The sequence below is a fragment of the Pedobacter sp. CG_S7 genome (genome assembly GCF_040544395.1).
Lineage (GTDB): Bacteria > Bacteroidota > Bacteroidia > Sphingobacteriales > Sphingobacteriaceae > Pedobacter.
In genome coordinates this window covers 1-14,205 of record NZ_JBEONS010000009.1, presented here as the reverse complement: position 1 = coordinate 14,205, position 14,205 = coordinate 1, and the positions used below count along the sequence as shown (strand labels likewise).

At 37.9% G+C, this 14,205-nt stretch carries 10 protein-coding genes and 1 pseudogene; 6 read left to right on the top strand and 5 right to left on the bottom strand.

Going from position 1 to position 14,205, the window contains the following annotated elements; genetic code table 11:
• Positions 1–76: 76 nt before the first annotated feature.
• A complete protein-coding gene (gene dprA, locus AAKU52_RS07080; protein ID WP_354331708.1) occupies positions 77–1,168 on the top strand; it encodes a DNA-processing protein DprA in 1,092 nt (363 codons plus the stop codon).
• Between the two features lie 117 nt (positions 1,169–1,285).
• Positions 1,286–2,647, top strand: a complete 1,362-nt coding sequence (locus tag AAKU52_RS07075) for a pyridoxal-phosphate dependent enzyme (protein ID WP_354331706.1) — start codon at positions 1,286–1,288, stop codon at positions 2,645–2,647.
• Between the two features lie 71 nt (positions 2,648–2,718).
• On the opposite strand, the gene murA is transcribed toward AAKU52_RS07075, so the two are convergent.
• The 3 genes from murA to AAKU52_RS07060 form a co-directional block, all read right to left on the bottom strand.
• Positions 2,719–4,044, bottom strand: a complete 1,326-nt coding sequence (gene murA, locus AAKU52_RS07070; protein WP_354331704.1) for a UDP-N-acetylglucosamine 1-carboxyvinyltransferase — start codon at positions 4,042–4,044, stop codon at positions 2,719–2,721.
• A 30-nt stretch (positions 4,045–4,074) separates the two neighbouring features.
• The gene (locus AAKU52_RS07065) at positions 4,075–4,743 is read right to left on the bottom strand and encodes a DUF4290 domain-containing protein (protein ID WP_354331702.1); all 669 of its coding nucleotides are present in this window, start codon (positions 4,741–4,743) and stop codon (positions 4,075–4,077) included.
• 73 nt (positions 4,744–4,816) lie between these two features.
• The gene (locus tag AAKU52_RS07060) at positions 4,817–7,102 is read right to left on the bottom strand and encodes an ATP-dependent helicase (protein ID WP_354331700.1); all 2,286 of its coding nucleotides are present in this window, start codon (positions 7,100–7,102) and stop codon (positions 4,817–4,819) included.
• 216 nt (positions 7,103–7,318) lie between these two features.
• Between AAKU52_RS07060 and AAKU52_RS07055 the strand changes: the two genes are divergently transcribed.
• Both AAKU52_RS07055 and AAKU52_RS07050 read left to right on the top strand, forming a co-directional pair.
• Positions 7,319–8,689 carry a dipeptidase gene (locus AAKU52_RS07055; protein ID WP_354331698.1) on the top strand — a complete coding sequence of 457 codons (1,371 nt, stop codon included), beginning with the start codon at positions 7,319–7,321 and terminating at the stop codon, positions 8,687–8,689.
• A 163-nt stretch (positions 8,690–8,852) separates the two neighbouring features.
• Complete coding sequence (locus tag AAKU52_RS07050) at positions 8,853–9,761, top strand: glycoside hydrolase family 25 protein (RefSeq protein WP_354331696.1); 909 nt, start codon at positions 8,853–8,855, stop codon at positions 9,759–9,761.
• 43 nt (positions 9,762–9,804) lie between these two features.
• Here the strand turns inward: AAKU52_RS07050 and AAKU52_RS07045 are convergent, their stop codons facing one another.
• A complete protein-coding gene (locus AAKU52_RS07045) occupies positions 9,805–10,902 on the bottom strand; it encodes a mandelate racemase/muconate lactonizing enzyme family protein (protein ID WP_354331694.1) in 1,098 nt (365 codons plus the stop codon).
• 146 nt (positions 10,903–11,048) lie between these two features.
• Between AAKU52_RS07045 and AAKU52_RS07040 the strand changes: the two genes are divergently transcribed.
• Both AAKU52_RS07040 and AAKU52_RS07035 read left to right on the top strand, forming a co-directional pair.
• Positions 11,049–13,061 (top strand): thioredoxin domain-containing protein, encoded by a 2,013-nt coding sequence (locus AAKU52_RS07040; RefSeq protein WP_354331692.1) that lies wholly within the window; start codon positions 11,049–11,051, stop codon positions 13,059–13,061.
• Positions 13,062–13,072: 11 nt separating this feature from the next.
• Complete coding sequence (locus tag AAKU52_RS07035) at positions 13,073–13,573, top strand: FKBP-type peptidyl-prolyl cis-trans isomerase (protein ID WP_354331690.1); 501 nt, start codon at positions 13,073–13,075, stop codon at positions 13,571–13,573.
• A gap of 174 nt (positions 13,574–13,747) precedes the next feature.
• Here the strand turns inward: AAKU52_RS07035 and AAKU52_RS07030 are convergent.
• Positions 13,748–14,051, bottom strand: a pseudogene (locus tag AAKU52_RS07030) (transposase); the annotation flags it as partial.
• Positions 14,052–14,205: the final 154 nt, after the last annotated feature.

The window sequence follows — 14,205 nt, the reverse complement described above, 5'->3', positions numbered from 1 at the left end:
CTAAGCTTTAATGGATTACGCTTAAATTATAAAATTCTGATGGTGATATTAATATTTTTAAATATTAAGTTAGCTTATGAGCATCATCCATCAAATCGGACTTACCTTAATTCCTGGAGTAGGGCATGTTACCGCTAAAAATCTTTTAGGACATTTTGGTTCTGCAGAAGCTATCTTTAAAGCGAAAAATAAAGATTTACTTTCCGTAGCAGGTATTGGCACCATTACAGCCAATCAAATTACAAGTAGTAATGTGCTTTTCCAAGCTGAAGTACAGTTAAAATACATTGAAAAACACCAAATAGAGGTTTTGTTTTTTACTGAGCCTAATTATCCTCGCCGTTTAAAAGAATGTAGCGATGGCCCTGTTTTATTGTATTATAAAGGAACTGCGAATTTAAATCATCCAAGAATTATCAGTGTTGTAGGTACAAGAATGGCCACCGATTATGGCAGGCAACTTTGTGCATCGCTTGCAGAAATCCTAAAGCCTTATAATGTTATTATAGTAAGTGGTTTAGCCTATGGAATTGATGTTGCAGCACATAAAGAAAGCCTTAGGAATGAGATACCTACAGTTGGAGTCCTTGGCCATGGACTGGATCGGGTTTACCCATATCACCACACTCAAATTGCACAAGACATGCTCAAGAATGGGGGTTTATTAACTGAATTCCCTTTGAATACCATGCCTGATAGGGAGAATTTTCCAAAGCGAAACCGTGTCATTGCTGGTATTTCAGACGCAACCGTAGTGGTCGAAGCCACTGTTAAAGGTGGTGCCCTCATTACAGCTGATATTGCGAACTCCTATAACAGAGACGTTTATGCTTTTCCGGGCCGGGTAAAAGATGAGTTTTCTCAAGGATGTAATTTTTTAATTAAGACCCATAGGGCTTCCCTGATCAATCACCCGTTAGATCTTGTTTATTATATGGGTTGGGATGAATTAAAGCCGGTTAAGTCCACTATACAAACACAATTACCACTGGGTTTATCAGCAGAGGAAATAAAAGTGCTGGAAGTTTTAAGAATGGCTCCTTCACTCATTGATGAGATTTCTGTTAAAGCTAACATCCCACAGGGGAAACTTGCTATTCACCTTTTAAATCTGGAAATGCAGGGCGTATTAATTGCTTTGCCTGGTAAAATGTATAAATTAAATTAGCTACTCTATTGGCATAGTAGGGTAAAATATTATTTGTGCTTTGTCATAAATTGAGAACATAATTCTTATTTTTTATTTATAAATAGAATTCTGAAGGGCAAATCGTACTTTTGTAGCATGTGGTATAATAATATTTTAGAAACAATCGGCAATACGCCCCTTGTTAAATTGAATAACATTACGAAAGAAATTGAAGCAACGGTACTGGCTAAGATAGAATCTACCAATCCAGGGAATTCAATTAAAGATCGCATGGCGGTTAAAATGATCGAAGATGCCGAGAAAAGCGGTAAACTTAAACCAGGAGGAACTATTATTGAAGGCACCTCTGGTAACACCGGAATGGGGCTTGCTATGGCCGCTATTATCAAAGGTTACAAGTGTATATTTACCACAACGGATAAACAATCGAAGGAAAAAGTAGATGCTTTACGTGCTTTTGGAGCAGAAGTGATCGTGTGCCCCACCAATGTTGAACCCGAAGATCCCCGCTCTTATTACTCTGTTTCTTCCCGTTTGGAGCGTGAAGTGCCAAATTCATGGAAACCTAATCAATATGATAACCTCTCCAATTCTTTAGCTCATTTCGAACAAACCGGCCCGGAAATATGGGAACAAACTGAAGGTAAAATTACTCACCTTGTAGTTGGTGTAGGTACAGGTGGTACAGCTTCTGGTATAGGGCGGTATTTGAAAGAGAAAAATCCGAAAATACAAATTTGGGGCATAGATACTTATGGTTCTGTATTTAAAAAATACAAAGAGACTGGTATTTTAGATAAAGATGAAATTTACCCTTACATCACTGAAGGTATAGGCGAAGATTTTTTGCCGCAAAATGTAGATTTTGATGTGATTGATCTTTTTGAAAAAGTGACCGATAAGGATGCAGCGTTAATGACCCGTGATATTGCCAGAAAAGAGGGTATTTTTGCAGGTAACTCTTCAGGATCGGTAATTGCAGGTTTATTACAATTGAAAGATAAGCTGAAACCTGAAGATTTAGTGGTTGCTATTTTCCATGATCATGGAAGCCGTTACATGGGTAAAATGTTTAATGAAGACTGGTTAAGAGAACGCGGTTTTTTACAAGACGAGAAATTAACGGCTGGTGGTATACTTGCTAAAAAGGAACAACAGGAAATTGTTACCATTGATTGTGAAAAATCAATTCTTGAAGCCATCAACAATATGAATACCTTAAATATATCTCAAATTCCAGTAACCCAACAAGGAATGTTTGTAGGTAAACTGGCAGAAGGTGATATTTTGAGAGCCTTGCTTGAAAACCCTGCTCTAAAATCGGCACAAGTGCAAGACATCATGACTGCAACTTTCCCATTTGTAGATATGAACACTTCTATTGACCGTATATCGGCTTTAATTAATAAAGAAAACAGTGCCGTATTGGTGCAGTCGGGAGAAGGAAAAATAGATATCATTACTCAATATGATATCATCAATGCCATTTCTGGCTAGAGATAATAAAATTAATGATTTATAAAAAAAGCCCTCACATAAGGGCTTTTTTTATAAATCATTAATTTATATTAGTGACCAGGGCCGCTACCTTCCACACGCTTAATTTGTGCACCTAAAGCACGTAAGCGGATGTCGATATCTTGGTAACCACGTTCAATTTGTTCTATATTATAAATTGTTGAGGTTCCTTCAGCAGACAAAGCCGCAATTAATAAGGATACACCGGCACGAATATCTGGAGAAGTCATGCTGATTCCCCTTAGTTTATAAGCCTTATTAATACCATTTACGGTGGCTCTATGTGGGTCGCAAAGGATAATTTGTGCCCCCATTTCAATCAATTTATCCACAAAGAATAACCTGCTCTCAAACATCTTTTGGTGGATCAATAAAGAACCCTTTGCTTGAGTTGCTACAACTAAAACGATGCTCAGCAAGTCCGGCGTAAAGCCTGGCCATGGAGAATCTGCAATGGTGAGCATAGAGCCATCAATAAAAGATTCTATAATATAATGTTTTTGTGAAGGAATAAAAATATCATCTCCCCTCAATTCGAAATTAATTCCTAGCTTTCTAAAAACCTCAGGAATAATTCCCAATTCGCTGTAGCAAACATTTTTAATGGTGATTTCCGATTCTGTCATCGCAGCAAGGCCAATAAACGAGCCTATTTCAATCATATCAGGCAACATTCTGTGTGCTGTGCCACCTAATTTGGTAACCCCTTCAATGGTTAATAAATTAGAACCTATACCAGAGATTTTAGCGCCCATGCGGTTCAACATTTTACATAGCTGCTGCAAGTAAGGCTCACAAGCCGCATTGTAAATGGTAGTTGTTCCTTTAGCCAAAACTGCCGTCATAACAATGTTCGCTGTACCCGTTACAGAAGCTTCATCTAGCAATACATAAGCACCCTTTAAATCCGTCGCATCAACATTAAAAAACTCCTTTTTATTGTCGTAAACAAATTTAGCGCCTAACTTTTCAAAACCTAAAAAGTGTGTATCCAATCTTCTTCTTCCAATTTTATCACCACCCGGTTTAGGAATTGCGGCTTTACCAAAGCGGCCCAATAAAGGGCCAACAATCATAATAGAGCCTCTTAAACCACCACCTTTTGCTTTAAAGGCTTCAGATTTAAAGTAATCAAGGTTAATGTTTTTGGCTTCGAAGGTGTAAGTGTCTTTAGACAAACGTTCTACGGAGACACCCAGATCACCGAGTAATTCGATTAATTTATTGACATCCTTAATATCTGGAATATTGCTTATAGTCAGTTTTTCTTCCGTCAGCAATACTGCTGATAAGATTTGTAAGGCTTCATTTTTCGCACCCTGAGGCTGAATTTCACCTTTTAGTTTTTTACCACCAATAATTTCAAATGCGTTCATGTTTCTGTATCTTTCTAAAGAGGATGGTAATTAATATCTAGGCTTGCCAGTATTTGTGCTCCGTTGTGGTCGGTTACCGGTATTTGTACGGCCTTTTCCTGTGTTATTTCTACCGCGATTAGTATTTGCTGGTCTACTCATCACTGGTTTAAATTCAACTTTATTCAAGTTAATATTTTCTTGCAATTGCAGTGTGCCACCAGAAAGTTCAGCTAAATTCTTTAAAATAGTTTCATCGGCTACATTGTCTTTATTCCAGGTTACATAGGCCATTTTCATAAAGTTAGCGATACCTTGTACCATAGCAGCTTTACGCTCAGGATCTTCCGTATTCATAGCTCTTTCTATGAGCGTTTCAACGGTTTTACCATAATGCTTAAACCTGATTCTTTGCTGCGGGTAACCAATATGTTTTGGTTTAGCAGCAGCTTGTTCTGGAGTAGGTTTCGGGTAGGGACAATCAACATCAATTTTGTATCCTGAAATGATATGCAGGTGATCCCAGAGTTTATGTTTAAAATCAGCTACATCTCGCAAATGAGGGTTCAAAAACCCCATTAAGTCAATAACTGCCTGGGCATACCTATTACGTTCCTTCAAATCAGGAAGTTCACAGATGTATTTCACCATGTTTTGCACATTGCGACCATACTCCGCTAAGATCAAATCATTACGTGTTGTATTATAATCGAAATTCATTTTTTATTGTTTCTATTGGCAAATCGATTCAGGAATTGATCAATGCCCCGTGTATTTAATATAAAGACTTAATTTATCTAACAATTTGCAATTTAGCAAATTTTAATAATAGTTGTTTATTTCCTAATCCTTGAAAGAAAACCGTTGCTTTTATGTCCGGGAAATTACCCTCCAGGTTAACTATTTTTCCAAAACCAAATTTTTCATGTTCTACCTCCATGCCATTTTGAAAGCTATTTGCAGCGTCAGGTGCGAAACCTGGCGTTGGTTTATGCGCTTTTGGTAGCATTGTTGTGTTTTTAGGCATTGAGCTAGTTGCTGCAGGTTTAGGTTTACTAAAAGATTCGCGCTGTTGCGTCCAGGTTCGTCTTTCATCATCAAAGCTGTTCTCTCCTAATTTACTTTTCGCTGGTTTTACTACTTCCAGATCCAGGTATTTTGCACTAATTTCATTGATAAAGCGACTCGGTTCACAACTTGTTAAAGTACCCCAGCGGTATCTGGAAGTGGCATAAGTAAGGGTGAGTTTTTTTTCAGCCCTGGTAATTGCCACATAGAACAACCTGCGTTCTTCTTCCAAATCAGTTCTAGAGTTTAAAGACATTTGCGAAGGGAAAAGGTTTTCCTCTAAACCCACCACAAATACATTTTTAAACTCTAAACCTTTGGCAGAGTGGATAGTCATCAAAGAAACGGTATCTCTGTTCTTGTCATCCTGCCTGTCATCGTTGGTTAATAACGCAATATCCTGCATAAAAATTGCTAAGCTGCGGTCTTCAATATCTTCTCTTTCAGCAAATTCTTTTATACCGTTTAATAATTCCTGTATATTTTCATATCGGCTTCTGCCTTCCACGCTATCATCAGTATGCAGTTCTTTTAAAATTCCAGAGTGCTGCGCAATAAATAAAGCTGTTTCATAAGCATCTAGTTTCTTTGATTCTGCTGTGAAACTCTGTATCATCATTGAGAAATCATTAAGCTGGTTGGCAATACGACCTTCAATATATTGAGATGGATTACAGATTACCTGCCACATCGTAATATCATGTTTATCAGCAGCTACAATAATTTTATCAACAGTGGTATCACCTAAACCTCTTTTCGGGTAATTAATAACTCTTTTAATCGCTTCTTCGTCACTAGGGTTAAAAGTTAAACGAAAATAAGCAATCAAATCCTTAATCTCTTTACGTTGGTAAAAAGAAAGTCCGCCATATATTTTATAAGGAACGTTTAATTTCCTTAAAGCTTCCTCCATGGCTCTGGATTGTGCATTTGTACGGTACAAAATGGCGAAATCATTGTAATTCAAGCCATTTGAAGTTCTATCTTGCACAATTCCCTCAGCAACCAGCTTTCCTTCTTCATTATCGGTAAAAGCACGCTGCACTTTTATCTTGTCGCCAATTTCATTAGCAGAAAAAACATTCTTTTCCAATTGGTTTTTATTGTTGGCAATAATACTATTGGCTACTTCAACGATGTTTTGTGTAGAGCGGTAATTCTGCTCCAGTTTATACACTTGAAGTTCAGGATAATCTTTTTCAAAATTCAGGATATTCTGAATATTTGCACCCCTGAAACCATAAATACTTTGGGCATCATCACCAACAACACATAAGTTTAAGTTAGCAGCGGCCAGTTTTTTTACAATAGTATATTGAGAAAAGTTAGTATCCTGGTACTCATCAACCATCAGGTATTTAAATTTCTGCTGGTATTTATTTAGTACATCCGTATGGTTTTTTAACAGCACATTGGTTTTAAACAAAAGATCGTCAAAATCCATTGCGCCAGCTTTAAAGCAACGTTTGGTATAAGTTTCATAGATAACACCCGTTAAAGGGCGCTTATTACTATTGTCTTCGGCCTGTATTTCTGCATTTGTCAGGTATTCGTTATGCGAGATCAGGTTGTTTTTGGCAGATGAGATCCTGTTGTATACAAAATTAGCGTTATACAATTTATCATCCAGCTGCATTTCGCGTAAAATAGCCCTTATTAAACTTTTACTGTCATCTGTATCATAGATGGTGAAGTTAGAAGGATAGCCAATTTTTTCAGCTTCTACACGCAAGATTTTGGCGAAAACAGAGTGGAAGGTACCCATCCAAATGTTTTTAGCCTCATTGCCAACCACTTTCATGATTCGCTCCCGCATATCTTTTGACGCTTTGTTTGTAAACGTTAGCACCAAAATGTTAAAGGGATCTACCCCTTTTTCAATTAAATGAGCAACGCGGTAGGTAATTACTCTCGTTTTACCTGATCCTGCGCCTGCCACAATCATTGCTGGTCCTTCGGTATTTTCTACTGCTGCACGTTGTTGTGGGTTTAATCCTGCTAAATAATCCAAAATGAGTTAATTATTTTAAAATGCGAAGTTATAAAACGACGCTGTGTATATAAATTTTTGTGTAAAACTAGTGTAATACGTTAAAGCACTATAACGGTGGTTGAAGGTTATATGGTGCATAAACATCAAGCCTGATGTTTTCAAAGTTCAAATATACGAATAACTACTTAATATGAAAAGTTTCAAAAAGGCTATATTTGCTCAAAATAATTTGTTATGCAAGAGATCAAAAAATATGTAGAAGCTCATAAACAGCGATTTTTAGAAGAGCTGTTTGAATTATTACGTTTTCCATCGGTAAGTGCTGACCCAAAATATAAAGGCGAGGTGTTGAAAACTGCCGAATTTGTAGCCCAGAAGCTCAAAGATGCCGGTGCCGACCAAGTTGAAATTTGCCAGACTGCAGGTTATCCAATAGTTTATGGAGAGAAAATCATTGATGAAAAGCTACCAACGATTTTAATTTATGGGCATTATGATGTACAACCCGCAGACCCATTAGAACTGTGGAAAACACCTCCTTTTGAGCCTACAGTACGTGATGGTAAAATCTATGCACGTGGTGCTTGCGATGATAAAGGGCAGTTCTACATGCATGTTAAGGCATTTGAACTGATGATGAAAACCAATACCCTGACATGTAATGTAAAATTCATGATTGAAGGCGAAGAGGAAGTTGGTTCTGCCAATCTGGGTATCTTTGTTAAAGCAAATAAAACACGTTTAAAAGCCGATGTGGTTTTAATTTCAGATACTTCTATGATTAGCATGGAAAACCCTTCTATTGAAACAGGTTTACGTGGTTTAGCATATATGGAAGTCGAAGTTGTAGGTCCAAACCGCGATTTGCACTCTGGTGTATACGGTGGTGCTGTAGCCAATCCGGCAACTATTTTATGTAAAATGATTGCTTCTTTGCATGATGAGCATAACCATATTACCATCCCTGCTTTTTATGATAAAGTAATTGAACTTAAAGAGGAGGAAAAGAAAGCTTTAAATTCTGCTCCTTTTGATTTAGAAGAATATAAAAAAGATCTTGATATTAAAGCCGAATGGGGCGAAAAGGGCTATTCAACAATGGAAAGAACAGGTACCCGTCCGACTTTAGAAGTTAACGGTATTTGGAGCGGTTACATTGGTGAAGGTGCAAAAACGGTTTTACCTTCAAAAGCGAATGCTAAAATATCTATGCGCTTGGTGCCTAACCAAACATCTGAAGAGATTTCTGCCCTATTTGCCAAACATTTTGAAAGTATTGCTCCTGATTATGTTACCGTTACTGTAAAAGCGCACCATGGGGGCGAACCAGTAGTAACACCTACAGATAGTATTGCCTATCGTGCTGCAGAAATGGCTATTGTGGCTTCTTTTGGCAAAAAACCAATTCCTACAAGGGGTGGGGGAAGCATTCCTATTGTTGCTTTGTTTGAGGATGTTTTAGGAATAAAATCGGTTTTGCTAGGTTTTGGTTTGGATAGTGATTCTTTGCATTCGCCAAATGAAAAATATGATATCTTTAATTATTACAAGGGCATTGAGACTATACCGTTGTTCCATAAATATTATGCGGAATTAAGTAAGTAAAAAAAATACCAACAAGCTTGCCTGTTCGAATCTAAAAATAAGATCCGCATGTTGGTAAAGCTTGTTGGTGTTCTTTTTTATGGCAAGCTTTATGGTCTCCAACGCTTGATTAGCGTTTAATCTTAACTAAATCACTTGTTTATTTCTAAATTAATATTAAAACGTGCCGCCAGCTAATAAAAGAACTCCAACACCTCGAAAAACCGAATTTCCACGTTCTTCAAAAAAGGTAACTTCTGTAAGGAAGGTGGTCAAACGGCGACCGTCAAAAAAGGAGCCTACCGGCATGGCTATGCACTGGAAATTTATTATTGCTCTGCTACTGCTGATCCTGCTATCACCCCTTTATTATGGCTATATATTGCGAATGTTTACTTCAACGATCAGTTGGGTGAAGGATTGGGGTGAGGATCCGAATTACCGCACTTACAATAGTTTCAACATTAAAATACCTAAGAAATACAGTATCCATGGCATTGACGTGTCCTCCTATCAGGGTAAAATAGATTGGCAGCAAGTAAGAGCCATGCAAGAAGATAGTGTTCGTGTAAAGTTTGCAATCATCAAAGCTACTGAAGGCGTGATGTTGGTGGATCCTTATTTCCAGCGCAACTGGCGCGAAGCGGCAAAAACAGGCATCGTTTGCAGCGCTTATCATTTTTTTAGACCACAGAAATCCGGGGAGTGGCAAGCACGTTTTTTTCTGCAAACGGTACAATTTGAAAAAGGAGACCTGCCCCCAGTAATTGATATTGAGCAATTGAACGGGGTGACACCCAAAAATATGCGCAAGGAACTGACCGCTTTTCTGCTTTATGTAGAACGAAAAGCTGGCGTTAAACCCATAATTTATTCAGGACTCAGTTTTTATAAAGACTTTCTAAAGGGTTATTATGACGAATATCCTTTGTGGGTTGCCCATTACCACAAGCCTAATTTAAAACTGGAGTCTTCTAAATGGGCCTTTTGGCAGCATTCTGATAAGGCACGCATCAGTGGCATTAACCATGTTGTTGATTTTAATGCTTTTAATGGCGACAGTATTGCCTTTGAAGCCCTGAAACTAAAATAACTTAGATTTCAGCAGCAACTTCAAATAGAGGGAAAAACCTTTGTTAAACTACCCACTTCTGGCAACTTTCTAAAAACACTGGATCAGCATCTGCACCAATTCCAATGGTTTCTGGCACCTCCAATTGGCAACCTTCATAAGTTAAACCTCCAATAACAGGGTCTACTAAATGCCCCAATAAGCAGGTGTCAAGGTCAAAGAAAACTACATTCGGACTAGCCAACGCAAAATGTAAATTTGCACTTAAAGCGATTTTGCTTTCCATCATGCTTCCAATCATACATTTAACACCAGTTTTTAAAGCTTCTTCATGGATTTTTTGAGCCTCCAATATACCTCCAGATTTAGCAAATTTAATATTGATGTATTCACAAGCCTTGCTGTTAATCAATTTACGTGCATCATGGTGGTTGTAGCAGCTTTCATCTGCCATAATTTTAATGGGAGAATTGAGGCTCAATTCCGGCAGCATGTCATCAAACCAAGTGCGCATCGGTTGTTCACAAAAATCGATGTTGTATTGCTCCAATGCCTCTAAAGCATATAATGCATCATCAAAACTCCAGCCCTGATTGGCATCCAAACGTATAAAAGCCTCTTTACCTATGGCTTTTCTAATTTGTGCTACTCTTTCTATATCCTGATGTACGTCTTTACCCAGCTTAATCTTTATGATATTACAACCTTGTTTTTGGTATTTAAGCGCTGTAATTGCCATATCTTCTGGCGTACCAATGCCAATAGTCATGTCGGTTTCAATACTGCGTAGGGTGCCGCCTAGAAATTTGTACAAGGGTAAATCCGCATTTTTAGCAGAAATATCAAATAAAGCCATGTCAAATGCACTTTTTATAGTGCCATTATGAGCGGCATAGCCTAAAAGATCATTCATCCTTTCTGGAATATCCAGCGGGTCTTTACCAATCCAAATCTTCGCAAAATCTTGTGCCATAGCGATACAAGTTTCTTGCGTTTCACCTACAATCATTGGAAAGGCAGAGCATTCACCCACACCATAAATTCCTGCATCGGTATAAATTCTGATAAAAACATTTTGAGCAAAATGGAGCGTTCCAGTGGCAATAACAAAAGGTTCCATCGGGATACTAAAGCGGTAAATTTCGGTATGTGTGATTTTCATAGTTACTTATTGTTTTTTAATGGTGATGAAGCTATCATCAGCTTTTTTTGATTTTTGTAAGCTGAAAATCGTTTCATAGTTAGCTGATGGCTTCATCAACTGCTGGTTTAGGGTAAAAGTACAATTTATCTTTTTACCTTTATTAAATGATTCAAGAACCTAATCATTTAATAAAGGCATCCTCGCCCTATTTATTGCAGCATGCCTATAACCCCGTCAACTGGTTTGAATGGGGAGAAGAAGCTTTACAAAAGGCAAAAGCAGAAAATAAATTGATATTGGTGAGCATAGGCTATTCTGCCTGTCATTGGTGCCATGTAATGGAACGCGAAAGTTTCGAGAACCATGAAGTTGCCGAAGTGATGAACCGTCATTTTGTTTGCATAAAAGTAGATCGGGAGGAGCGCCCGGACATAGATCAAATTTATATGCTTGCGGTACAATTGATGACTGGCAGTGGTGGCTGGCCATTGAATTGCATTTGCCTGCCAGATCAGCGCCCTATTTATGGGGGCACTTATTTCAAAAAAACAGATTGGATAAATGTTTTGTCGAATGTGGCTAATATGTGGTCAAAAGAGCCTGAAAAGGCATTTCAATATGCCGACCGCTTAACTGATGGTATTATTAATGCAGAGAAAATTATACCTAATGTTAAAACAGCAGCTTATACCACTGCCGATTTAAAAGAAATTGTGGAGCCATGGAAACGTTCATTTGACATGAACGAAGGTGGTTATAGCCGTGCCCCAAAATTCCCTTTGCCTAATAACTGGCAATTTTTGTTGCGTTACAGTTTTTTAGCTGAAGATGAGGGCGTTTATGTAGCAACCTTAATGACATTGGAAAAAATGGCCCTTGGTGGTATTTACGACCATGTAGGCGGTGGTTTTGCCCGTTATTCGGTAGATGAAAGATGGCATGTGCCGCATTTTGAGAAAATGATGTACGATAATGGACAGCTGATCAGTCTCTATGCCGAGGCTTATTTATGTTCTCAACTCCCTTTATTTAAGCAGGTTGCAGAAGAATCTATTGCCTGGGTTAAAAGAGAGATGACTTCGCCGGAAGGCTTATTTTATGCGGCTTTAGATGCTGATAGCGAAGGCGTGGAGGGTAAGTTTTATGTTTGGTTGGCCGATGAGTTTGAAGTGCTAACCGAAGGTGACCACCTTTTGCTGGCTAAATATTTTAATGTTACTGAAGCTGGTAATTGGCAGGAAGAGAAAACGAATATTCTGTTAAGGCGCAACACCGACGAAGAATTTGCACTTGCAGAGGGTATCTCTGTTGATGACCTACAATTAAAAGTTAAACTTGCCAAAGAAAAGTTGCTGGAGCAAAGGAGCAGCAGGGTAAGGCCTGGTCTTGATGATAAATGCCTTACTGCATGGAATGCTATGATGATTAAAGGGCTGGCAGATAGTGCCAACATTTTTGACAATACCGGCTATTATGAGATGGCTAAAAAAGCTGCGGATTTCATTTTAACAGACTTAAGAATGGAAAACGGTGGCTTGTACCGCAATTACAAATCTGGAAAAGCAAGTATAGCCGGTTTTTTAGATGATTATGCCTTTTTTATTGAAGCCTTACTTGCTTTATATGCCGTAGATTTTAATGAATATTGGTTGCAGGAAGCCAAAAAATTAACTGACCTGGTATTGCTTGATTTTTATGATGCCGATAGTCCGATGCTCTTTTATACCAGCGCCAACAGTGAAGCATTAATTGCCCGTAAGCATGAAATAATGGACAATGTAATTCCAGCATCAAATTCTGTAATGGCACAGAACCTGCAAAAATTGGGTTTGTTGTTCGACCAGCACAGCTACCTTGAAAAAGCATCAGCCATGCTGGCAGCAGTGAAACCGCAGATTAAAACTTATGGTTCTGCTTATTCAAACTGGGCCACGCAGTTGTTAAGCGAAGTATATGGTATAAATGAAATCGCTATTGTGGGTAACAGTGTAGACGGAGTTGTAAAGGAATTTAATTCAACTTATATTCCTAATAAAATTACAATTACAGGAACAAATTCTACCCTACCTTTGTTAAAAGATAAGCAAAGCATTGAAACAAAAATCTATATTTGCCGAAATAAAGCATGTCAACTGCCGGTAAATACAGTAGAGGACGCATTAAAATTAATAAATTAAATAAGAATAGAATGAGTATTAAAGCTAATACAGTAGTATCCTTAACGTATGAATTGCATACGACTAATGAAGAAGGACAACAAGTTTTTGTAGAAAAAGCAGATGAGCAAAATGCTTTGGTTTTTTTATATGGTACAGGTATGATGTTGCCGAAATTTGAAGAGCATTTGCTTGATTTAAATGTTGGTGATGAGTACAGCTTTGAATTGTCGGCAGTTGATGGTTATGGAGAAATTGATCCGGGTGCCTATGCTGATTTGCCTAAAGATATGTTTAAAGATGTTGATCTTCCAAATGTTGGTGATGTAATTCCTTTGCAAGATAACCAGGGAAACCATTTCAGAGCTGGTGTTACTGCTATTCATGAAGAGATCGTTTCGGTTAACTTGAACCATCCAATGGCTGGAAAAAACTTAATTTTTGCTGGCAAAATTATTGCTGTGCGTGAAGCTACCGAAGATGAGTTAAGCCATGGTCATGCTCACGGAGCTGATGGCCACGCTGATCACTAGACTTTAAGTTAAATAATTAAAAAAGGTGCGGATTTTATCGAGGGCACTGAAAAAGTTATCTTTTTATAGCTTAACATTTTAAAGCGGTGAAGTGGAAAATATTTTTACTTCACCGCTTTTTTATTTATTGGTTTTGATGTAGGCTTTCGAATGAGGTATTGGTAACTATATATTGAGAAGCAAATTCAATAGATCAGTATGCTTTAAACGAAGCTTGCGGAACTTGGTTAACGAACTGGGATTAATAACGGCCTGCTCAGGGGGCATCTCAAGGAAATATTTGAAGACATGTCGTATTGCGAATAGGGCTTTCTGCCATGCGTCCATTATTGGAACAGTATTTCTCAACCAACTCCTCATAGATGAAACTAAAGTCTATTAACTCATTAATCTTACGAAGAAGATTGTCTTTTGTGACAATCATATCATTTAATCCAGAATAGGTACTGAGCTGTATATTTTGTTGTTGGGCTAACATTTAAAGCGGTTCTAATGACACTTTAAAATAAAAAAAAAGGAGCAGAAATTATTAATTCCTAGTAACTACTCAGGTACCTCTATGATGAAGCAATAGTCAAGAAAGCATTTAAGATGGCCTGCTCATTTTTCTTGCAGGTGTCGGTAATAGAACG

Bases quoted from the DNA above. Each gene is read 5' to 3' on its own strand.
- dprA (WP_354331708.1), top strand. From the start codon at position 77: ATGAGCATCATCCATCAAATCGGACTTACCTTAATTCCTGGAGTAGGG.
- AAKU52_RS07075 (WP_354331706.1), top strand. From the start codon at position 1,286: ATGTGGTATAATAATATTTTAGAAACAATCGGCAATACGCCCCTTGTT.
- murA (WP_354331704.1), bottom strand. From the start codon at position 4,044: ATGAACGCATTTGAAATTATTGGTGGTAAAAAACTAAAAGGTGAAATT.
- AAKU52_RS07065 (WP_354331702.1), bottom strand. From the start codon at position 4,743: ATGAATTTCGATTATAATACAACACGTAATGATTTGATCTTAGCGGAG.
- AAKU52_RS07055 (WP_354331698.1), top strand. From the start codon at position 7,319: ATGCAAGAGATCAAAAAATATGTAGAAGCTCATAAACAGCGATTTTTA.
- AAKU52_RS07045 (WP_354331694.1), bottom strand. From the start codon at position 10,902: ATGAAAATCACACATACCGAAATTTACCGCTTTAGTATCCCGATGGAA.
- AAKU52_RS07040 (WP_354331692.1), top strand. From the start codon at position 11,049: ATGATTCAAGAACCTAATCATTTAATAAAGGCATCCTCGCCCTATTTA.
- AAKU52_RS07035 (WP_354331690.1), top strand. From the start codon at position 13,073: ATGAGTATTAAAGCTAATACAGTAGTATCCTTAACGTATGAATTGCAT.